We start from the raw sequence: 19797 nt of genomic DNA, 5'->3' as shown, positions 1-19797 counted from the left end.
GCGTGGGCGCCCGGCTCGTCGTACGGTCGGGGCATGCGCATCGTCATCGCGGGTGGACACGGTCAGATCGCGCTGCGGCTGGAGCGGCTGCTCTCCGCACGCGGGTACGAGGTCGCGGGCATCATCCGCGATCCGGCACAGGGCGACGACCTCAGGGAGGCGGGCGCCGAGCCGGTGCTCTGCGACCTGGAGTCGGCTTCGGTGGAGCACGTGGCGGGGATCCTGCAAGGCGCGGACGTGGCGGTGTTCGCGGCCGGCGCCGGCCCGGGCAGTGGGGTGGAGCGCAAGGACACCGTGGACCGGGCCGCGGCGGTGCTGTTCTCCGACGCCGCCGAACGGGCGCGGGTGCGGCGGTTCCTGATGGTCTCTTCGATGGGGGCGGACGCCTGGCACGACGGCGACGAGGTGTTCGACGCCTATCTGCGGGCCAAGGGCGAGGCCGACGACCACGTCCGCACCCGGCTGGGGCTGGAGTGGACGGTGCTGCGCCCGGGCGCGCTGGTCGACGACGCGGGCAGGGGCCTGGTCCGGCTGGAGGTGCGGACGGGGCGCGGGTCGGTCCCGCGCGACGACGTGGCGGCGGTGCTGGCGGAGCTGATCGAGACCCCGGCGACGGCCGGTCTGACGCTGGAGCTGGTCTCCGGTTCGACGCCGGTCGAGGTGGCCGTGAAGGACGTGGCGGGCAACTGACCGGCGCCGGCCGCCGCTCAGCCGCTCAGCCCGTCCGCCGCTCAGCCCGTCCGCCGGTCAGAACTCGGCGCTGTAGAGCCGGGTCTCCTGGTAGGGCTCCCCCACACGGCTGTCCAGGGCCGCTCCCACCAGGGCCGGGATCCCGGCGCCGAGCAGGGCGAGGAGTACCCCGCCGCCGACTTTGCCACCCGTGTCCGAAGTCCGTTTCACGCCGGGAGAACGACCGGACGCCCGCATCGGTGCGGCCGGGGCGCCCGATAGGGTCACACGGAATTCGACCGCAGGGGGTGGTCGTACGAGGTGCCGGGGTGGGGCATGGGCGGCGGGGACGGACGCATCGGCGAGGCGGAGGGCGGCCGGCTGGCGGCCCGGTGGTGGCAGTGGGCGCTGTCGGCCCCGGAGGACCGGAGCCCGGTCAGTGACACCACGGGGAGGTACGCCGACTGGCGGCAGCCGCAGGACGTGTGGTTCCTCGCGGGCACGTACGGGGGGCGGGTGGTGAGGCGGTGCCCGATCCCCTCGGGCGTGCCGGTGTTCTTCCCGGTCCTCAACACCCAGGCGGTGGCGGTGCCGTTCGCGGGCGGGCCGCGGCGGCTGGAGGTGAAGCGGGCCGAGGCGTACCTGAACGGCTCGCCGCTGGAGCTGAGCGAGTTCTCCTCGAAGCGGTTCGCGGTGCTGGGGGTGCCGCGCCGGGCGTGGGGGCTGTGGTGCGGGCTCGGCCCGTTGCCGGCGGGGCAGTTCGTCCTGGAGATCAAGGCCGCGGCGGCGGACGGGTTCTGGGTCGATACGACGTACCACCTGACGGTGGAGTAGCCGAGGCGGCCCACGGGGGCGGGGGCTCACGGGCTCTCCAGCCGCCGGCGCCACCACGGATCGCCGGGCGCCGCGTACGGATCGCTGAGCGTGCGCGCGAGGAACCGGGCGTCGAGCGGCGCGAGTACGGCGTGGAGCTCGCGCCGGGCCCGGCGCGGCAGCGCGGCGAGGAACTCCTCCAGTATCTGGCGGTGCTCACCGCCCCACGGGGGGTCGCAGCACGGGTGGTCGCTGAAGAACCTCGGGTACATCACCCAGGTGCCGCGGCCGTGGACGATTCCACGCCAGTGGCTCAGCGCGTGCCAGGCGGCGCCGGGCGCGTAGCGGTGGCGTTCGAGGCGGGCGATCTCGGCGAGGGCCTTGCCGGAGATGCCGGGGATGACGGCGCGACTGTCCCTGCGGGAGGGTGCGCGCGGCAGGTCCAGTCTGACCTGCGAGGGTGCCTTACGCGGCACGGGCCTTTCGGATGCTGATCACGCGCCCAGCATGCCGCACGGACCCCGCCCGGGCCCACGGGTTTTCGGGCGCCGCGGCGGTGGGGAGGGCGTGTACGAGAAGACCCCCGCCACTGCGTTTCCGCAGTAACGGGGGTCTCACTCGCGTGGCGGCGCCAGGGTTCGAACCTGGGTAGGCTGAGCCGGCAGATTTACAGTCTGCTCCCTTTGGCCACTCGGGCACACCGCCAAGATCGCTGCCGTCTTTCCGCCTTTCGGCGGCGCTCCGTGGCAACGACGTAAACGATACCTGATGTGCGGGGGTGCTCCGCCACCTGATTGATCAGCGCTCCCGGCGGGCGTGGTGGCTAGGCTTTGCCGAGCGGGCCGGGGATGTCCGGCCGCGCCCCACGGGGCACATCACAGCCGACTTCAAGGAGCCACAGCACATGGCCGACTCCAGTTTCGACATCGTCTCGAAGGTCGAGCGGCAGGAGGTCGACAACGCCCTCAACCAGGCCGCCAAGGAACTCTCGCAGCGCTACGACTTCAAGGGCACCGGCGCGTCGATCGCCTGGTCCGGCGAGAAGATCCTGATGGAGGCGAACTCCGAGGAGCGCGTGAAGGCCGTTCTCGACGTCTTCGAGACCAAGCTGGTCAAGCGCGGGATCTCGCTGAAGGCGCTCGACGCCGGTGAGCCGCAGCTGTCCGGCAAGGAGTACAAGATCTTCGCCACCATCGAGGAGGGCATCTCCCAGGAGAACGCCAAGAAGGTCGCGAAGATCATCCGTGACGAGGGCCCCAAGGGCGTCAAGGCCCAGGTCCAGGGCGAGGAGCTGCGCGTCAGCTCCAAGAGCCGTGACGACCTCCAGGCCATCCAGCAGCTCCTCAAGGGCAAGGACCTGGACTTCGCGATCCAGTTCGTGAACTACCGCTAAAGGTAGGCGCTCGGAAGGGCGTGTGCGGGGCGTGCGCGGCGCACGCCCCTTTGTGGACCCCCTGTGGTCACTAGGCGTGGGCGGATGCGCCCAGCACGCTGGGTGGCATCCATCACCGTGTGGCAGGGGGTTCTCGCATGCCTGGGGCCGGCAGTTTCCGCGAAGACTTCGGGGCGTCCGTGGTCGTCGCGCTGGTGGCGCTCCCGCTCTGTGTGGGGGTCGCCGTCGCCTCCGGGGTGCCGGCCGAGCTGGGGATCGTCACCGGGGTGGTCGGCGGGCTGGTCACCGGCTGGTTCCGGGGCAGCTCGCTGCAGGTCAGCGGCCCGGCGGCGGGGCTGACCGTACTCGTCTACGAGGCGGTGTCGGCGTACGGCCTGGCCGCGCTCGGGATGCTGGTGCTGGCCGCCGGAGTACTCCAGCTGGGCATGGGGGCGCTCGGGCTCGGGCGGTGGTTCCGGGCGATCTCCGTCGCCGTCGTGCACGGGATGCTGGCCGGGATCGGGCTCGTCCTGATCGCGGGGCAGTTGTACGCGCTGGGCGGTGTCCCGGCGCCCGGGGACACCCTGGGGAAGCTCGGCGGCATGGCCGAGCTCGGCGGGCGGGCCGACTGGGCCGCGGTGGCGCTGGGCGCCGGGACCGTGGCCGTCCTGGTGGTGTGGCGGCGGCTGCCGGCCCGGCTGCGGCTCGTACCGGGCGCGCTGGTCGGGGTGGCGGCCGCGACCGCCGCGGCCGCGCTGCTGGAACTGTCGGTGGCGAAGGTGCGGGTCACGGGGGTCCTGGACGCGGTGTCCCCGCCTGCCTGGGGGGACTTCGGGGTGCTGGCCTCCGTCGGGGTCGCCGGGACCGTGGTCGCGCTCGCGCTGATCGCTTCCGCCGAGACGCTGTTCAGCGCGGCCGCCGTGGACCGGATGCACGACGGGGACCGCACCGACTACGACCGGGAACTCGTCGCCCAAGGCTTCGGCAACACCGTATGCGGGCTGCTCGGGGCGCTGCCGATGACCGCCGTCATCGTGCGCAGCGCCGCCAACGTGGAGGCCGGGGCGCGCACTCGGGCGGCCCGGATCATGCACGGCGGCTGGCTGCTGCTGTTCGCCGTGGCACTCCCCCAGGCGCTGGAGGTGGTGCCGCTCGCCGCGCTCGCCGGGGTGCTGCTGCACGCCGGCTGGAAGCTGCTGCCGGCCCGGGCGGTGGCCGCGCTGTGGCGCACGCACCGGGGCGAGGCGGTGGTGCTGGTGGCGACGGCCGCCGCGATCGTGGCCACCAATCTCTTCGAGGGGGTGCTCGTCGGCCTGGGGCTGGCGGTCGCCAAGGCCGCCTGGGAGACCTCCCACGTACACGTCGAGGAGGTGTGGGAGGGCGATGAGCTGTGCGTCCGGATCCTGGGGAACGCCAGCTTCCTGCGGCTGCCGAAGCTGCTCGACGCCCTGGACGCGCTGCCGCCCGCGCCGTCGGTACGGCTCGACCTGAGCGGGCTGCGCCACCTCGACCATGCCTGCCTGACCGCGCTCGACGGGTGGGAGCGCAAGCGGGCGGCCCCGCTGCCCGGCCGCGAGGGCGTCGCCTGACCGCGCCGGGCGCACCCGGTCCCGGCAACCCCTCCGGCCCGGCCGCCCTCCGCCCGTGGACGACGCATCGGAACGCACGCTGGGCGTCGGCGACGCCGTCGTCTTCGTCGGGCCGGGCGCGATGGTGGCGGCGGGCGTCTTCGCCGCGTCCGCCCCGGCGGCGCTCATGGCCCGGCGCGGGCCTGATGCGCGATCGCGAACGTCTCCGCGTGGGCTCTCGGTTCAGCTGTCAAGGAGCGGGCCGTGGCAGCGGTCGGGCTGTCCGGCCGTGTGGTGACGGCCTGCGCGCTGTCGGCCGCCTCGGCGGTGGCGGGCGCGGTGACCTGCGGGGTGCGGGCGAGGGTCACGCGCGGGGCGCGGACGCCCGGCCGGATATGTCTTCGGCCGCCGTCGGCGCACCGGCGCCGGGTGGTCCCGGCGGCCGGTTCGCCTGGTGGCGCGCGGAGTTACGCACGCGGCGGGCGGCTTGCTTCGGCAACTGCTCGGTCTCGGTCATGCGTTCAGTGTGACCGACGCCACTGACAATCGCCTTGACCTGCGCCTCTCCCGGTCAGCGGGCGGCGAACGGGGCGTCCGTGGGGACGATTTCGCGGCCCAGCGGGAGCAGGGACAGCGGGACCATCTTGAAGTTGGCGATGCCGAACGGGATGCCGATGATCGTGACGCAGAGGGCGATGCCGGTGACGATGTGGCTCAGGGCGAGCCACCAGCCGGCCAGGACCAGCCACAGGACGTTGCCGACGCAGGACGCGGCGCCCGCGTCGTGGCGCTCGACCGTGGTGTAGCCGAACGGCCAGAGCGCGTACACGGCGATGCGGAAGGCGGCGATCCCGAAGGGGATGCCGATGATGGTGATGCAGAGGAGCACGCCCGCCAGGCAGTACGCCAGGAACAGCCAGACTCCGCTGAGTACGAGCCAAATGACGTTCAGGATTGTCTTCACTGCCGGTGTCCTGCCATCTGTTCGAGCCGGGCGATCCGCTCGGCCATCGGGGGGTGGGTCGCGAACATCCGGGAGAGGCCCTCGCCCGGCCGGAACGGGTTCGCGATCATCATGTGGCTCGCGGTCTCCAGACGGGGCTCCGGCGGCAGCGGGAGCTGCTTGGTGCCCGCGTCCAGCTTCCGCAGGGCGCTGGCCAGGGCGAGCGGGTCGCCCGTGAGCTGGGCGCCGGACGCGTCGGCCTCGTACTCGCGCGAGCGGCTGATCGCGAGCTGGATCACGGACGCCGCGATGGGCCCCAGGATCATGATCAGGAGCATGCCCAGGAGGCCCGGGCCCTCGTCGTCGCTGGAGCGGCCGACCGGGATCAGCCAGGCGAAGTTCACCAGGAACATGATCACGGAGGCGAGCGCTCCGGCGACGGACGAGATGAGGATGTCCCGGTTGTAGACGTGGCTCAGCTCGTGCCCGATGACCCCGCGCAGCTCGCGTTCGTCGAGGATGCGCAGGATCCCCTCGGTGCAGCAGACCGCGGCGTTGCGCGGGTTGCGGCCGGTGGCGAAGGCGTTGGGGGCCTCGGTCGGCGAGATGTAGAGCCGGGGCATGGGCTGGCGCGCGGACGTGGAGAGTTCGCGCACCATGCGGTAGAGAGCGGGGGCCTCGAACTCGCTGACGGGACGGGCGCGCATCGCGCGTAGAGCCAGCTTGTCGCTGTTCCAGTACGCGTAGGCGTTGGTCCCGAGGGCGATCAGAACGGCCACGATGAGGCCGGTCCGTCCGAAGAAGCTCCCGATGACGATGATGAGTGCGGACAGCCCGCCGAGGAGTACGGCGGTCTTCAGCCCGTTGTGCCGGCGGTGCACGGTACGCCCTCCAAATGGTGCGGCAGGGGAGCCCCGTCATGGATTTGAGGGTCTACGGTCCAGTGGACCCTCCCTTCATGGACAACGCGAGGTGAGCGCGGCAGGTTCCCAGGGCAGGCCGGCGGCGCCGCCGCCGGAGCGGGGGCGGCGGGGGCGGTGGCGCGGGTTGGGCCGTACGGGTGAGGCCCCCGGCCCGACCGCGTACGGGAGCCATAGGACCGCGTATGACCGCGTATGACCGCGTACGGAGCCTCGTACGGCCGCGTACGGGCCGGGCCGCGGCCTACTGCGGGAAGAAGCTGCCCGAGGCGAAGCGCAGCACCAGCTGCGGGGCGCCCGAGAGCACCAGCGCGGTGACGATGGTGAGCACGATCGCGGCCGTGACCGGCAGCGGAGCCCTCGTACGGGCGGCGGCGGCCGGGTCCGGGGCGGCCCCGCCCTCCTCCGGGGTGCGGAAGAGCAGCGCCGTCCAGCGCAGGTAGTAGTACAGGGCGATCACGACGTTGATCGCCATGACCACGGCCAGCCAGCCCAGGCCCGCGTCGACGGCGGACTGGAAGACGGTGACCTTGGCGAAGAGCCCGATGATGCCCGGCGGCAGTCCGGCCAGGCAGAGCAGGAAGAAGGCCAGCGAGAGGGCGGCGAGCGGGCGCCGCGCGTACAGGCCCCGGTAGTCGGCGAGGCGCTGGAGCGGCTTCGTACGGGCGACCAGCGCGGCCACGGCGAAGGCGCCGAGGTTCACGGCGGCGTACATCAGCGCGTAGGCGACGGTGGAGCCGATCTGGTCGCGGTCGGAGTACGCGGCGGCCGCGATCGGGACCAGCAGGTAGCCGGCCTGGCCGACCGATGACCAGGCGAGCAGCCGGACGGCGCCGTTCACGCGGTCCGCGGACTGGCGCAGCGCGGCGGCGTTGCCGAGCGTCATGGTGAGCGCGGCGAGGACGGCGAGGGCCGGGCCCCAGATGTCGGAGTACGCCGGGAAGGCGATCACCGTGACGAGGATGAGGCCGGTGAAGCCGACGGCCTTGCCGACCACGGACAGGTAGCCGGCGATGGGCAGGGGCGCGCCGACGTAGGTGTCCGGGACCCAGAAGTGGAAGGGGACGGCCGCGGTCTTGAAGGCGAAGCCGACGAGGGTGAGCGCGACGCCCGCCATGGCGAGGGTGTCGAGCTGTCCGGGGACGTCTTCGAGGCGGTCGGCGACCTGGGTGAGGTGCAGGGAGCCGGTGGCTGCGTAGACGAAGCTGACGCCCATCAGCGACACGGCGGTGGCGGTGACGGAGGACAGGAAGAACTTGAGGGCGGCCTCGGAGGAGAGCCGGTCGCCGCGGCGCATGCCGACGAGGGCGAAGGCGGGCAGCGAGGCGACTTCGAGGGCGACGATCAGGGTGGCGAGGTCGCGCGAGGCGGGCAGCAGGGCCGCGCCGGCCGCCGAGGAGAGCAGCAGGAACCAGTACTCGCCGGCCGGCATCCGCGCGTCGCGGACGGCGGTCACCGACAGCAGGGCGGTGACGAGCGCGCCGGCCAGCACCAGGAACTGGATGACCAGCGTGAAGTGGTCGGCGGTGTAACTGCACGCGTCGGGGTCGCCGGTCAGGCAGAAGGTGGTGCGGTCCCCGGCGCGCAGCGGCAGCAGGGTGAGGGTGGCGGCGGCCAGGCCGGCCACGGAGATCCAGCCGAGCAGCGGCTTGCGCTTCTCCCCCACGAAGAGGTCGGCGACGAGTACGACGAGGCCGACGGCGGCGGTGATCACCACGGGCGCCAGGGCGAGCCAGTCGACGGACTGGACCAGGCCGGGGGTCTGGGCGGGGCCCGCGGCGAGGGCGGGAAGGGCGGACAGGACCGTCATGAGTTGCCTCCGGCGAGGAGCTTCTGGACGGCCGGATCGGTGAGGCCGAGGAGGACGGCGGGCCACAGGCCGGCGAGGACGGTGAGGGCGACGAGCGGGGTCCAGGCGGCGAACTCGTAGTGCTGGATGTCCGGGAGGGCCGCGGGGGCGGCGCTCTTGGCCTTCGGGTCGCCCATGCAGACGCGCCGTACGACGATCAGCAGGTAGCCGGCGGTGAGCAGGGTGCCGAGACCGCCGATGGCCATGTACGTGAGGAACGCGGGCCGGGACAGGCCCTCGGCCGGGTCGAACGCGCCGAACAGGGCGAGCATCTCGCCCCAGAAGCCGGCGAGTCCGGGCAGGCCGAGGGAGGCGACGGCGGCGAAGGCGAGGAACGCGCCGAGGCGGGGGGCGCGGCCGTAGAGGGCCGCGCCGGTGGCCCCGGCGAGGGTGTCGAGGTCGGCGGTGCCGTAGCGGTCCTTGAGGGCGCCGACCAGGAAGAAGAGGAGGCCGGTGATCAGGCCGTGGGCGATGTTGGCGAAGAGCGCGCCGTTGACGCCGGTGGGGGTCATGGTCGCGATGCCGAGGAGTACGAAGCCCATGTGGCCGACGGAGGAGTACGCGATGAGGCGCTTGAGGTCGCCCTTGTTGCCCTTGCGCGCGAGGGCGAGGCAGGCGAGGGATCCGTAGACGATGCCGATGGCGGCGAAGGCGCCCAGGTAGGGGGCGAAGGTCTGCATTCCGCCGGGGGTGATGGGGAGCAGGATGCGCACGAACCCGTACGTGCCCATCTTCAGCAGGACGCCCGCGAGGAGGACGGAGCCGACGGTGGGGGCGGCGGTGTGGGCGTCGGGGAGCCAGCTGTGCAGGGGCCACATCGGGGTCTTGACGGCGAGGCCGATGCCGATGGCCAGGACGGCCAGGAGCTGGGTGGTGTGGGTCAGTTCGCGGCCGTTGTCAGAGGCGAGTGCCACCATGTCGAAAGTGCCGCTGTTCAGTCCGATCAGCAGCAGACCGAGCAGCATGACCACGGAGCCGAGGAGCGTGAAGAGGATGAACTTCCAGGCGGCGGCCTGCCGCTGAGCACCGCCCCAGCGGGCGATGAGGAAGTACATCGGGATGAGGACCATCTCGAAGGCGAGGAAGAACAGCAGCAGGTCGAGGACGGCGAAGGTCGCGAGGGTGCCGGCTTCGAGGACGAGGAGCAGCGCGATGAAGGCCTTCGGGGAGGGGCCTTCGGGGAGCTTGTAGTAGCTGTAGAGCGCGCAGAGGAAGAACAGCAGCGCGGTCATCAGGAGGAGGGGGAGCGAGATGCCGTCGATGCCGAGGTGGATCCGGACGTTCAGCGCCTGGATCCAGCTGATGTCCGTCGTCGCCTGGAAGCGGGCCGGGGCGTCGTGGTCGAAGCCCAGGGTGAGGGCGATCGCCGCGGCGAGGATCACGCCGGTCACGGTCACACCGTGGCGCAGCACGGCCTGTTCGGGACTCTTGCCCCTCAGTCCGGGCGGGGCCGGCAGGAGGGCCGCGGCGGCGCCGATGAGCGGTGCGGCCAGGATGAACGCCAGAAGGAACTGCATCACGGACGGGCTGATATCAATCACGGCTGACTCACGGCTCACGATCCGGCGTTGACGTTGGCGAGGACGGCGGTGGCGATCGCCAGGACCACGGCTCCGGCGAGCAGGGCGCTCAGGTAGGTCTGTACGTTGCCGGTCTGGGCGCGGCGGACGAGGGCGCCGAGCAGCCGGGGGCCGAGGCCGGCGCCGCGGACGTACGTGTCGACGACCTCGCGGTCGAGGAAGCGGACGAGGCCGGCCGAGGCCTGGACGGGGCGGACGAACAGCCGGTCGTAGACGGCGTCGAGGTGGAAACCGGCGGCCGCGTGGCGGTACAGGGGGCCGAGGAGCGCGCGCCCGGGGTCGGGGGCGGGTCCGGCCGGGACGGCGGGGTGGTCGTGGGTCACCTCGTCCACCTCGGGGGTCTCGGCGGCGGATACCGCGGCGGCGGTGGCGGCGGAGGTGGAGGCGGCCATGGCGGCCGGCTGCTCGGTGGCGGCTCCGGCGGCCGCCGCGGCCGCGGCGCCGATCGCGGCGGGAGCCGCGGCGGCCTTCGCGGTGGCGCGCTGCCAGAGGCCGTAGGTGAGCAGTGCGCCGATGACGGCGGCGCCGGTGCCGAGGAGCGAGGTGGCGAGTGTCGGGGTGAGCCCGCTGCCGTCGAGCCAGTCGGTGAGGGGGCCGAAGGCGAGGCCGAACGCGATCGACGGGACGGCGAGCAGCCACAGCACGCCGGTCATGGCGAGGGGCTCCTTGCCGTGGTCGGGGGCGGTGGCGCCGTGGCCGCGGAAGGCCATCAGCCACAGCCGGGCGGCGTAGGCGGCGGTGAGCAGGGCGGTCAGCACGCCGGCGACGAGGACGACCCAGCCGGCCGTGGCGGGGGCGAGGTCGGAGTGGCCGGTCGCGGTCTGCTCGGCGGCGACGAGGACGGCTTCCTTGGAGAAGAAGCCGGCGAACGGCGGGATCGCGGCGAGCGCGAGCAGCGCGATCGTCATCGTCCAGAAGGCGTCGGGGATGCGCTTGGCCAGGCCGTCCATGCGGGACATGGCGGCCAGGGAGTTCGTACCGGCGGCGTGGATGATCACGCCCGCGCCGAGGAACAGGAGCGCCTTGAAGGCGCCGTGGGACAGGAGGTGGAAGACGGCGGCCTCGCGGTCGCCGACGGCCAGGGCCCCGGTCATGTAGCCGAGCTGGCCGATCGTGGAGTAGGCGAGCACGCGCTTGATGTCGTCCTGGGCCAGGGCGGCCAGGCCCGAGCCGATCATCGTGACGGCCGCCATGACGGCCATGACCACCAGCGCTGCCTGGGAGGCGGCGAAGACGGGGAGGAGGCGGGCGACGAAGTAGACACCGGCGGCGACCATCGTCGCGGCGTGGATCAGGGCGGAGACCGGAGTGGGGCCCGCCATGGCGTCCGGGAGCCAGGTGTGCAGCGGGAACTGCGCGGACTTGCCCGCGACGCCGGCGAGCAGGAGCAGGGCGATCAGCGTCGGGTGGTCGAGTCCGCCGGCGGCGACGGTGCCGAGGATCTTGGTGATCTGGAAGGAGCCGGCGTCGATGGCGAGCGCGAACAGGCCGAACAGGAAGGGGACGTCGCCGAGCTTGGTGACGAGGAACGCCTTCAGGGAGGCGGAGCGGGCCGCCTCGGTCTCCCAGTAGTGGCCGACCAGGAAGTACGAGCAGATGCCCATGATCTCCCAGCCGACCAGCAGCACCATCAGGTCGCCGGAGTAGACGACGAGCAGCATGGCGGAGGTGAACAGTGAGACCAGAGCGGCGTACGACGGGTAGCGCGGGTCCTCGCGGAGGTACGCCGTCGAGTAGACCTGTACGCAGGTGGCGACGACACCGACCAGGACGGCGACCAGCACGGCGAAGCCGTCCAGGTACAGCGACAGGTCGATCGGCACGGAGCCGGTCGGGGTCAGCTCGGTCGCCGCGCTGATGGGCTTGCCGCCGCCCTGGCGGACGGCGACGACCACGGCCAGTACGGCGGCGGCCAGCGTCGGCAGTACCGCGAGGGGGCGGACGAACCCGGGTGCGGTGCGGCCCAGGAGGAGTCCCGCCAGCGCGCCCAGGAAGGGGAGGAGGGGGACGAGGACGGCGAGGGTCGTGGTGCTCACGCGGCGACCTCCGGCCGGGCTGCGTTCTGGTCGGGTTCGTGGCCCTCGGCGGTGTCGCGGAGCCGGTCGACGTCCGAGGTGCCCCGGTTGCGGTACACCATCAGCACGATCGCGAGGCCGATGCCGATCTCGGCGGCGGCGATGGCGATGGTGAAGAGGGTGAGGGCCTGGCCGGCGTGCAGGGTGTCGCGCAGCCAGACGTCGAAGGCCACCAGGTTGAGGTTGACGGCGTTGAGCATCAGCTCGACGGACATCAGGACCAGGATGGCGTTGCGGCGGGCCAGTACTCCGTACAGGCCCGTGCAGAAGAGCAGCGCCGCGAGCACGGCGGGGTAGGCGAGGTGCATCAGCGCTGCCCCTTGCTTTCGTCGGGGGCGGCGGTGGCGGCCTGGCCGGCCGGGGCGGCCTCGTCGGCGGTGGGCGCGTCGTCCTTGCGGGACAGCACGATGGCGCCGATCAGGGCCGCGAGGAGGAGGACGGAGAGCGCCTCGAAGGGCAGCACCCAGTGCTGGAAGAGGATCTCGCCGGAGACCTTGGTGGAGCCCTGGGCGGGGCCGTCGAGGTCGATCCAGGTGGTGCGGAAGGCGTCGACGACGACCCAGACGAGCGCGGCGGCCGCGACCGAGGCGACGCCGAGCGCGACCCAGCGGTTGTTCGAGTCGGCGTCCGGGGAGCGGCCGATGGGGGCCTTGGTGAGCATCAGCCCGAAGAGGAGGAGGACGACCACGGAACCGAGGTAGATCAGGACCTGCACCCAGGCGATGAACTCGGCCGTCAGCAGCAGGTACTCGACGGCGATGCCGCCGAGCGCGACGACGAGCCACAGGGCGGCGTGCACGAGCTGCTTGGTGTTGACGGTGATGACGGCCGCGCCGAGGGTGGCGAGGCCGACGAGGACGAACGCGATCTCGACGCCGGTCGGGGAGAGGAACCCGGGGCCCTGGGCGGCGGCCGCGAGGTGGGCGGTGAGCATCAGGCGGGGCCTCCGGCCGGGGTGTCGGGGGTACCGCTGCCGGGCCCGGGCGCGCCCGGACCGGTGCCCGGGTCCGCTTCGGTGGCCGGACCGGTGGCCGGGCCGGTGCCCGGGCCGGTGCCCGGGTCCGCTTCGGTGGCCGGGGCGGCCGCGGCTGCGGCCTGGGCCGCCGCGGCGGCTTCGGCCTTCTCGACGGCCTTGCGGGCGGCGGCGATCTCCTTCGGCTCCTCGGCGGCCGGGTCCAGCGCGGGCGGGGCCGGCACGGTCCACATCCACTCGCGCAGCTTGTCGCGCTCGTGGGTGAGTTCGTGGATGTCGGTCTCCGCGTACTCGAACTCCGGCGACCAGAAGAGGGCGTCGAAGGGGCACACCTCGATGCAGATGCCGCAGTACATGCAGAGGGAGAAGTCGATGGCGAACCGGTCGAGGACGTTCCGGCTGCGCTCGCGGCCGCCGGGGGCGGCGGCCGGGACGGTCTCCTTGTGGGAGTCGATGTAGATGCACCAGTCGGGGCACTCGCGCGCGCAGAGCATGCAGACCGTGCAGTTCTCCTCGAACAGGCCGATCACCCCGCGCGAGCGCGGCGGGAGTTCGGGCTGCACCTCGGGGTACTGGGCGGTGTGCGAGCGCTTCGTCATCGTGCGCAGCGTGACGGCCAGGCCCTTGGCGAGGCCGGATCCGGGGATGGGCATTACTGGATCGCCACCTTCACGATGCCGGTGAGCGCGATCTGGGCGAGCGCGAGCGGGATGAGCGTGGTCCAGGCGAGCTTCTGGAGCTGGTCCTCGCGCAGCCGCGGGTAGCTCACGCGGAGCCAGATCACGACGAAGGCGAGGATCGCGGTCTTGAGCAGGGTCCAGACCCAGCCGAGGCCGTCGGCGCCGAAGGGGCCGTGCCAGCCGCCGAGGAAGAGGACGGTGGTGAGGGCGCACAGGACGACGATGCCGGCGTACTCGGCGAGCAGGAACAGCGCGAAGCGGAGTCCGGTGTACTCGGTGTACGCGCCGAAGATGATCTCGGAGTCGGCGACGGGCATGTCGAAGGGGGGCCGCTGGAGTTCGGCGAGGCCGGCGGTGAAGAAGACGAGCCCGCCGACGATCTGCCAGGGCAGCCACCACCACTCGAAGGCCTCGACGATGCCGGGGAGGGACACGGTCCCGGCGGCCATGGCGACCGAGGCGGCCGCGAGCAGCATGGGGAGCTCGTAGGCGAGCAGCTGTGCGGCGGTGCGGAGGCCTCCGAGGAGGGAGAACTTGTTGGCCGAGGCCCAGCCGGCCATGAGGGAGCCGAGGACTCCGACGCCCATGACGGCGAGTACGAAGAACAGCCCGGCGTCGATGACCTGCCCGACGGCGCCTTCGCCGGGGCCGATGGGGACGGCGACGAGGACGAGCAGGTACGGGAGCAGGGCGACGGCGGGCGCGAGCTGGAAGATCCGCCGGTCGGCGCCCGCCGGGACGATGTCTTCCTTCTGCGCGAACTTGACTCCGTCGGCGACGAGCTGGGCCCAGCCGTGGAAGCCGCCGGCGTACATGGGGCCGAGACGGCCCTGCATGTGGGCCATGACCTTGTGCTCCGTCTGCCCGACCACGAGCGGAAGCACGAGGAACACGGCGAAGACGACGATCAGTCGCAGGGCGACGTCGAGGACGTCGTTCACGCGTCGCCTCCGTTTTCGGTGTCGGTGTCGGTGTCGGTGTCGGGCGTGGCCTTCGGCTCTGCCGCCGGCTCCTCGAAGGCGGGCTTCGCGTGGTGCCAGGGCGCGTCCGCGCTCCGGGGCGCGGTCCGACGCCGGTCGGCTCCGCCGGGTTGAGCGGGACCCCCCTCGGCGTCCGGGCCTGCCCCGGCCGCCGCCTGGCTGGCGGAGCCGTCGGCCGCGGAGCGGCTGCGACGCGGCGGCCGGGCCGGGGGCTCGGCTTCGCCGGGGGGCGGCTCGGGCGCCGTCGCCTGGCTGGCCGAGCCGTCGGTGACCGAGCGGGTACGACGCGGCGGGCGAGCCGGAGGTTCGGCTTCGCCGGGGGGCGGCTCGGGCGCCGTCGCCTGGCTGGCGGAGCCGTCGGTGACCGAGCGGGTGCGGCGCGGCGGGCGGGCCGGGGCCTCCGCCGGGGCGGTGGGGTCCGGGGCGGCCGCCGGGGCGGCGGGGTCGGTCGTTGCCGCGCGGGTGCGGCGGGGCGGGGGGGTTGCGCCGTCGCGGCGGGGGGTGCGGGTGGGGCGGGTGGGGGCCGGGGGGAGCTGTCCCTTGAGGGGGCCCCAGTCGTTGGGGTCCGGGACGCCCGGCGGGAGCATCTGGCGGCGCTTCGGGGCGTCCGGGTCGTGGGTCTCGCCCGGCTCCTTCGCACCCGGCCAGGCCTTCGCGACGCGCGCCGCCAGGACGAAGTCCTTGCGCAGCGGGTGGCCCTCGAAGTTCTCCGGGAGGAGGAGCGGGACCAGGTGCGGGTGGTCGGTGAAGGTCACGCCGAACATCTCGAACGTCTCGCGCTCGTGCCATTCCGCGCCCGCGTACACCGCGATGGCGGACGGCAGCGAGGGCGCCGAGTGCGGGACCGTCGTGCGCAGCAGGAGACGCCGTACGCGGTGGTCTTCGAGGGAGACCACGTGCGCGCAGATCCGGAAGCCGGTGCCCGGCTCGTCGACCGCGCTCAGCCAGTCGAAGTAGGTGCAGCCCAGCTTGTCGCGGGCGATTTCGAGGGAGGGGATCCAGGAGCCGACGGGCACGTCCACGGTCAGGACGTCGTACGCGGACGAGCCGACGGCCTCCGCGCCGAAGACCGTGGCCGCCGCGTCGGGAAGGGTGTCGTACAGGTTCATGCGCCGGCTCCCGGTGCGGGCGGCGCGCTGACCAGGCCGCTGGTGAGCTGGGCGACCGACGGATCCGTGGCGTAGCGCTCCGCGAGGGACTCCCGGGCGATCTTCTCCTGGAGCTTGAGGATGCCCTGGAGGAGGGCCTCCGGGCGGGGCGGGCAGCCGGGGACGTAGACGTCGACGGGGATGATCTGGTCGACGCCCTTCGTCACCGAGTACGAGTCCCAGTACGGGCCGCCGCAGTTGGAGCAGGCGCCGAAGGAGATGACGTACTTCGGCTCCGGCATCTGCTCGTACAGCCGCTTGACGGCCGGGGCCATCTTGTCGGTGACGGTGCCCGAGACGATCATCAGGTCGGCCTGGCGCGGGCCGGGCGCGAACGGGATCACCCCGAGGCGGATGAAGTCGTGGCGGGCCATCGACGCGGCGATGAACTCGATCGCGCAGCAGGCGAGGCCGAAGTTGAAGACCCACAGGCTGTACCGGCGGCCCCAGTTCAGGACCACCTTCATGGGTTCCGGGGCCAGCCGGGAGAGGACTCCCAGGCGCTTGGGCTCGGGAAGCAGCTGGGGCTCGGCCGGTGTCCCCACCGGTGTCACGTCCATTCGAGGACGCCCTTCTTGTACGCGTAGAGCAGGCCGACGGCCAGGAAGCCCAGGAAGATGAACATCTCCACGAGCGTCGTGGCGCCGTAACCGGCGGCGGCGAACACCGTCGCCCACGGGAAGAGGAAGATCGAGTCGACGGCGAAGATGACGTAGAGGAACGCGTAGACGTAGTAGCGGACCTGGGTGTGTGCCCAGCCCTCGCCGACCGGGTCCACTCCGCATTCGTACGTCAGCAGCTTCTCGGGCGTCGGGACGACGGGCCGCAGCAGGCGGCCGGCACCGAAGGCCACGGCGACGAAGAGCACACCGAGGACGGCGAGCAGGCCGACGACCGAATAACTCCGGAAGTAGTCCGCCGCGAGCACGGCCCCGGTCGATACCGTCGGGTTTGGCACGTCCGTTCCTCGCTCCTCGGCCACTGTCGACATCGTTGATGCTGTTGATGCTGCGCTGTCGCATGATCTGGTACGGACGGGAGTCTAGGGCCTGCCTCTCACGGGGTGGGGTTATCCCCCGTTCACAGCACCCGGCCACCCCATGGCACCGGCGGCCCGCGCTTGGCAGGCTGTGCCGCATGACCGTGATCGTTCAAGCCTCCGACCAAGACCGGCCGCCCCGGGTACGTCCGGCCCTCAGTGCCGGTACCTGGAAGGAAATCGCGTACCTGCTGGCCAATCTGCCGGCGGCGCTGATCGGCTTCGTCTACACCCTCACCATGGTAGTGACGGCGGGCGGTTTGTCCGTTACCGCGATCGGCATTCCGCTGCTCGCCTGCGGTCTCTTCGTGTCTCGCCGGCTGGGACGGCTGGAGCGGGCGCGGGCACGGGCGCTGCTGGGCGTCCGGGTGGACGAGCCGACTCCGCTGCCGGGGCCGGCGCGGGCCGGCGGGTTCTTCCCGTGGCTGTGGGCGACGGTCAAGGACCCGGTGGCCTGGCGGAACGTGCTGTTCGAGCTGGTGCGGCTGCCGTGGGGGGTGCTGACCTTCACGGTGACGCTGACCGGGCTGTTCGTGCTGTGGCCGGTACTGCCGTACGTGGCGCGCGGGCTGGCCAACGTGGACCGGGCGATGGTACGGGGCCTGCTGTCCCCGTCGGACGAGCTGGAGCGGCGGATCGCGGAGCTGGAGTCCGACCGGGGGGTCGTCGTCGACACCGCGGCCGCCGACCTGCGGCGCATCGAGCGGGACCTGCACGACGGGGCGCAGGCCCGGCTGGTGGCGCTGGCGATGGGGCTGGGCCTGGCCAAGGAGAAGCTGCTGGAGGACCCCGAGGGGGCGGCGGCGATGGTGGACGAGGCGCACGGCGAGGTGAAGCTGGCCCTCCAGGAGCTGCGGGACCTGGCGCGGGGGATCCACCCGGCCGTGTTGACGGACCGGGGTCTGGACGCGGCGCTGTCGTCGGTGGCGTCGCGGTGCGTGGTGCCGGTGAAGGTGGCGGTGGACCTGCCGGCGCGGCCGGCGGCCGCGATCGAGGGGATCGCGTACTTCGTGGTCTCGGAGCTGCTGCAGAACGTCAGCAAGCACGCGCAGGCCCGGGGCGCGGGGGTCGAGGTGTGGCGGTCGGGGGCGCGGCTGCTGATCCGGGTGTCGGACGACGGGCGGGGCGGAGCCAGTGCCCTGGCCGGGTCGGGGATGGCGGGGCTCGCGGAGCGGCTGGGGGCGGTGGACGGGGTGTTCCTGGTGGATTCCCCGGAGGGGGCGGGGACGGTGGTCACGGCGGAGCTGCCGTGGCGGGACCGGGGGATGTAGCCGGGCCGCTGCCGCGGTACGGGCCGGGAGCCGCGGTGCACCGCCGCAGCTGCCCTGCGGGCCCGCGCCCGTGAGGTACCGCCGTCGCCGTACGGGCCCGCGCCCGTGGGGTGCTGCCGTAGCCGCCCTGCGGGCCCGCGCCCGTGGGGTGCTGCCGTAGCCGCCCTGCGGGCCCGCGTCTGCGAGGTACTGCCGTAGCCGCCCCGCGGGCCCGCGCCCGTGAGGTACCGCCGTTACCGCCCTGCGGGGCCGGGGCCGTGGGGTGCCATCGTTACCGCCCTGCGGGCTTTGGCCCGTGGGGCTGCGGCGCTGTTGCCGCCCTGCGGGTCGGCTTCCCGGGGCGCCGCCCCGGACCCCGCGCCTCAAACGCCGGCGGGGCTGGAATCAGGCGACGGAGTGGAGTCACTCGGCGGGGGTGGGTCAGGCGGCGGGGTTGGAATCGGGCCGCAGGGCTGGGGTCGGTCGGCGGGGCTGGGGTCAGGCGGCCGGGCCCGGGGTGGGGTTATCCCCCCGGTGGGGACGCCCACGGGCCGGATGGTCGGCGGGGCGGGCGGCGGCGAGGGTTGGGGGGGTGGACAGGATCGTGGAAGGACGGGGTGGGGTCATGGCGAACGGGACGGGTATCGGCCGGGTGCTGCGGGCGCCGGTGTCGGGGTGGGCCTGGCGGGAGTTCGGGTACCTGATGCTCGGGCTGCCGCTGAGCACGGTGTACTTCTCGCTCGCCATCACCGGGATCAGCCTCGGCGCCGGGCTGCTGGTCACCTTCCTCGGGATTCCGGTGCTGGCCGGCGTACTCGCGATGTGCCGCGGCTTCGGATATCTGGAGCGGGCCCGGGTGCGCGGGCTGCTGGGCGTGGAGGTGGCGGATCCGGAGCCGGTCCGGGCCGCGAAGCCGGGGCCGCTCGCCGCGATGGGGACGGTACTGAAGAGCGGGAGCGCCTGGCGGCACGCGCTGTACTCGGTGATCCACTTCCCGTGGGCGGTGTTCACCTTCTCGCTGGCGCTGGTGTTCTGGGCGTACGGGTGGGCCATGCTCCTGTACCCGCTCTGGTACTGGGTCTTCCCCACCTACACCGACCAGCCGGGGCTGGAGCTCTTCGAGAACGACGACCACTCCCTCTACCTGGACGGCCCCGCCGAGATCGCCGCGGCCTGCCTGATCGGACTGGCGTTCACGCTGCTCACGCCGTGGGTGGTGCGGGCGCTGACCACCGTCGACCGGGTGCTCGTCGCGGGGCTGCTCGGGCCCTCCCGGCTCGCCCACCGCGTCAGCGAGCTGGAGTCCGACCGGGGCGTCGTCGTCGACACCGCGGCCGCCGACCTGCGGCGCATCGAGCGGGACCTGCACGACGGGGCGCAGGCCCGGCTGGTGGCGCTGGCCATGGACCTGGGGCTGGCGAAGGAGAAGCTGACCGAGGACCCGCGGGCGGCCGCCCGGATGGTCGACGAGGCGCACGGCGAGGTGAAGATCGCCCTCCAGGAGCTGCGCGACCTGGCCCGCGGCATCCACCCGGCGGTGCTCACGGACCGGGGGCTGGACGCGGCACTGTCCTCGGTGGCCTCCCGGTGCGCCGTGCCGGTCCGGGTGGCGGTGGAGCTGCCGGGCCGCCCGGCGGCGGCGATCGAGGGGATCGCGTACTTCACCGTCTCGGAGCTGCTCCAGAACATCAGCAAGCACGCGGGGGCCCGGAACGCGAGCGTGGACGTGTGGAAGTCCGGGGACCGGCTGCTGATCCAGGTCACCGACGACGGCCGCGGCGGGGCCGATGCCCGGCAGGGCGGCGGGCTGGCCGGGCTCACCGAGCGGCTGGACGCCGTGGACGGGGTCCTGGTGGTGGACTCCCCCGCCGCGGGCGGCACGACCGTCACGGCCGAGCTCCCCTGGCGGGCGTAGGGCGGAACGGCGCCGGGCGCCGA

The 19797-nt window shown here is 73.1% G+C and carries 21 protein-coding genes and 1 tRNA gene; 6 read left to right on the top strand and 16 right to left on the bottom strand.

From position 1 onward, the window contains the following. Positions 1-33: 33 nt before the first annotated feature. Positions 34-690, top strand: a complete 657-nt coding sequence (locus tag EES41_RS21535) for an SDR family oxidoreductase (protein WP_123079946.1) — start codon at positions 34-36, stop codon at positions 688-690. A 57-nt stretch (positions 691-747) separates the two neighbouring features. On the opposite strand, the gene EES41_RS41540 is transcribed toward EES41_RS21535, so the two are convergent. Next, positions 748-900 carry a hypothetical protein gene (locus EES41_RS41540; RefSeq protein ID WP_164495903.1) on the bottom strand — a complete coding sequence of 51 codons (153 nt, stop codon included), beginning with the start codon at positions 898-900 and terminating at the stop codon, positions 748-750. Between the two features lie 105 nt (positions 901-1005). Here EES41_RS41540 and EES41_RS21530 point away from each other — a divergent pair, with 105 nt between their 5' ends. Continuing rightward, complete coding sequence (locus EES41_RS21530) at positions 1006-1503, top strand: hypothetical protein (protein WP_123079945.1); 498 nt, start codon at positions 1006-1008, stop codon at positions 1501-1503. 26 nt (positions 1504-1529) lie between these two features. On the opposite strand, the gene EES41_RS21525 is transcribed toward EES41_RS21530, so the two are convergent. Together EES41_RS21525 and EES41_RS21520 are read right to left on the bottom strand one after the other, a co-directional pair. Continuing rightward, positions 1530-1958 carry a hypothetical protein gene (locus EES41_RS21525; RefSeq protein ID WP_123079944.1) on the bottom strand — a complete coding sequence of 143 codons (429 nt, stop codon included), beginning with the start codon at positions 1956-1958 and terminating at the stop codon, positions 1530-1532. 147 nt (positions 1959-2105) lie between these two features. Continuing rightward, a tRNA-Tyr gene (locus EES41_RS21520) sits at positions 2106-2187 on the bottom strand. 199 nt (positions 2188-2386) lie between these two features. Here EES41_RS21520 and EES41_RS21515 point away from each other — a divergent pair. Together EES41_RS21515 and EES41_RS21510 are read left to right on the top strand one after the other, a co-directional pair. Then, positions 2387-2875 (top strand): YajQ family cyclic di-GMP-binding protein, encoded by a 489-nt coding sequence (locus EES41_RS21515; RefSeq protein ID WP_037798029.1) that lies wholly within the window; start codon positions 2387-2389, stop codon positions 2873-2875. A gap of 137 nt (positions 2876-3012) precedes the next feature. Then, a complete protein-coding gene (locus EES41_RS21510; RefSeq protein ID WP_123079943.1) occupies positions 3013-4443 on the top strand; it encodes a SulP family inorganic anion transporter in 1431 nt (476 codons plus the stop codon). A 343-nt stretch (positions 4444-4786) separates the two neighbouring features. On the opposite strand, the gene EES41_RS41535 is transcribed toward EES41_RS21510, so the two are convergent. The 13 genes from EES41_RS41535 to EES41_RS21445 form a co-directional block, all read right to left on the bottom strand. Continuing rightward, positions 4787-4939 (bottom strand): hypothetical protein, encoded by a 153-nt coding sequence (locus tag EES41_RS41535; RefSeq protein ID WP_164495902.1) that lies wholly within the window; start codon positions 4937-4939, stop codon positions 4787-4789. Between the two features lie 54 nt (positions 4940-4993). Further along, on the bottom strand, positions 4994-5386 hold the full coding sequence (locus EES41_RS21500; protein ID WP_037798026.1) for a YccF domain-containing protein: 393 nt from the start codon (positions 5384-5386) through the stop codon (positions 4994-4996). Next, positions 5383-6246, bottom strand: a complete 864-nt coding sequence (gene htpX, locus EES41_RS21495; protein WP_037798025.1) for a zinc metalloprotease HtpX — start codon at positions 6244-6246, stop codon at positions 5383-5385. The genes EES41_RS21500 and htpX overlap by 4 nt, the downstream gene beginning before the upstream one ends. Positions 6247-6529: 283 nt before the next feature. Then, positions 6530-8095, bottom strand: a complete 1566-nt coding sequence (locus EES41_RS21490; RefSeq protein ID WP_123079942.1) for an NADH-quinone oxidoreductase subunit N — start codon at positions 8093-8095, stop codon at positions 6530-6532. Then, positions 8092-9651 (bottom strand): NuoM family protein, encoded by a 1560-nt coding sequence (locus tag EES41_RS21485; RefSeq protein ID WP_123079941.1) that lies wholly within the window; start codon positions 9649-9651, stop codon positions 8092-8094. Before EES41_RS21485 ends, EES41_RS21490 begins: the two co-directional genes overlap by 4 nt. Positions 9652-9689: 38 nt before the next feature. After that, entirely contained in the window at positions 9690-11750 is a 2061-nt protein-coding gene (locus EES41_RS21480; RefSeq protein WP_123079940.1) for an NADH-quinone oxidoreductase subunit L, read from the bottom strand. Next, on the bottom strand, positions 11747-12097 hold the full coding sequence (gene nuoK, locus EES41_RS21475) for an NADH-quinone oxidoreductase subunit NuoK (protein ID WP_037798018.1): 351 nt from the start codon (positions 12095-12097) through the stop codon (positions 11747-11749). The genes EES41_RS21480 and nuoK overlap by 4 nt, the downstream gene beginning before the upstream one ends. After that, positions 12097-12723, bottom strand: a complete 627-nt coding sequence (locus EES41_RS21470; RefSeq protein WP_123079939.1) for an NADH-quinone oxidoreductase subunit J — start codon at positions 12721-12723, stop codon at positions 12097-12099. Before EES41_RS21470 ends, nuoK begins: the two co-directional genes overlap by 1 nt. Continuing rightward, positions 12723-13415 (bottom strand): NADH-quinone oxidoreductase subunit I, encoded by a 693-nt coding sequence (locus EES41_RS21465; protein ID WP_123079938.1) that lies wholly within the window; start codon positions 13413-13415, stop codon positions 12723-12725. Before EES41_RS21465 ends, EES41_RS21470 begins: the two co-directional genes overlap by 1 nt. After that, on the bottom strand, positions 13415-14383 hold the full coding sequence (locus EES41_RS21460; protein ID WP_073794625.1) for a complex I subunit 1 family protein: 969 nt from the start codon (positions 14381-14383) through the stop codon (positions 13415-13417). The genes EES41_RS21465 and EES41_RS21460 overlap by 1 nt, the downstream gene beginning before the upstream one ends. After that, positions 14380-15531, bottom strand: coding sequence for an NADH-quinone oxidoreductase subunit C (locus EES41_RS21455; protein ID WP_123079937.1), 1152 nt, complete (start codon positions 15529-15531; stop codon positions 14380-14382). Before EES41_RS21455 ends, EES41_RS21460 begins: the two co-directional genes overlap by 4 nt. After that, positions 15528-16130, bottom strand: coding sequence for an NADH-quinone oxidoreductase subunit B (locus tag EES41_RS21450; protein WP_037798010.1), 603 nt, complete (start codon positions 16128-16130; stop codon positions 15528-15530). Before EES41_RS21450 ends, EES41_RS21455 begins: the two co-directional genes overlap by 4 nt. Further along, positions 16121-16561: an NADH-quinone oxidoreductase subunit A gene (locus EES41_RS21445; RefSeq protein WP_047960658.1), complete on the bottom strand. Its 441-nt coding sequence runs from the start codon at positions 16559-16561 to the stop codon at positions 16121-16123. Before EES41_RS21445 ends, EES41_RS21450 begins: the two co-directional genes overlap by 10 nt. Positions 16562-16707: 146 nt before the next feature. Between EES41_RS21445 and EES41_RS21440 the strand changes: the two genes are divergently transcribed. Beyond that, on the top strand, positions 16708-17880 hold the full coding sequence (locus EES41_RS21440; RefSeq protein WP_123079936.1) for a sensor domain-containing protein: 1173 nt from the start codon (positions 16708-16710) through the stop codon (positions 17878-17880). Between the two features lie 604 nt (positions 17881-18484). After that, positions 18485-19774 (top strand): sensor histidine kinase, encoded by a 1290-nt coding sequence (locus tag EES41_RS21435; RefSeq protein ID WP_123079935.1) that lies wholly within the window; start codon positions 18485-18487, stop codon positions 19772-19774. Positions 19775-19797 lie beyond the last annotated feature (23 nt).

It is taken from the genome of Streptomyces sp. ADI95-16 (assembly GCF_003721495.1).
GTDB lineage: Bacteria > Actinomycetota > Actinomycetes > Streptomycetales > Streptomycetaceae > Streptomyces > Streptomyces goshikiensis.
Note: the sequence above shows the minus strand (reverse complement) of the source record. Positions and strands in the feature narration are given on the sequence as shown.

Bases quoted from the DNA above. Each gene is read 5' to 3' on its own strand.
- EES41_RS21535 (WP_123079946.1), top strand. From the start codon at position 34: ATGCGCATCGTCATCGCGGGTGGACACGGTCAGATCGCGCTGCGGCTG.
- EES41_RS21530 (WP_123079945.1), top strand. From the start codon at position 1,006: ATGGGCGGCGGGGACGGACGCATCGGCGAGGCGGAGGGCGGCCGGCTG.
- EES41_RS21515 (WP_037798029.1), top strand. From the start codon at position 2,387: ATGGCCGACTCCAGTTTCGACATCGTCTCGAAGGTCGAGCGGCAGGAG.
- EES41_RS21510 (WP_123079943.1), top strand. From the start codon at position 3,013: ATGCCTGGGGCCGGCAGTTTCCGCGAAGACTTCGGGGCGTCCGTGGTC.
- EES41_RS41535 (WP_164495902.1), bottom strand. From the start codon at position 4,939: ATGACCGAGACCGAGCAGTTGCCGAAGCAAGCCGCCCGCCGCGTGCGT.
- EES41_RS21490 (WP_123079942.1), bottom strand. From the start codon at position 8,095: ATGACGGTCCTGTCCGCCCTTCCCGCCCTCGCCGCGGGCCCCGCCCAG.
- EES41_RS21485 (WP_123079941.1), bottom strand. From the start codon at position 9,651: ATGCAGTTCCTTCTGGCGTTCATCCTGGCCGCACCGCTCATCGGCGCC.
- nuoK (WP_037798018.1), bottom strand. From the start codon at position 12,097: ATGCACCTCGCCTACCCCGCCGTGCTCGCGGCGCTGCTCTTCTGCACG.
- EES41_RS21470 (WP_123079939.1), bottom strand. From the start codon at position 12,723: ATGCTCACCGCCCACCTCGCGGCCGCCGCCCAGGGCCCCGGGTTCCTC.
- EES41_RS21465 (WP_123079938.1), bottom strand. From the start codon at position 13,415: ATGCCCATCCCCGGATCCGGCCTCGCCAAGGGCCTGGCCGTCACGCTG.
- EES41_RS21455 (WP_123079937.1), bottom strand. From the start codon at position 15,531: ATGAACCTGTACGACACCCTTCCCGACGCGGCGGCCACGGTCTTCGGC.
- EES41_RS21450 (WP_037798010.1), bottom strand. From the start codon at position 16,130: ATGGACGTGACACCGGTGGGGACACCGGCCGAGCCCCAGCTGCTTCCC.
- EES41_RS21445 (WP_047960658.1), bottom strand. From the start codon at position 16,561: ATGTCGACAGTGGCCGAGGAGCGAGGAACGGACGTGCCAAACCCGACG.
- EES41_RS21440 (WP_123079936.1), top strand. From the start codon at position 16,708: ATGACCGTGATCGTTCAAGCCTCCGACCAAGACCGGCCGCCCCGGGTA.
- EES41_RS21435 (WP_123079935.1), top strand. From the start codon at position 18,485: ATGGCGAACGGGACGGGTATCGGCCGGGTGCTGCGGGCGCCGGTGTCG.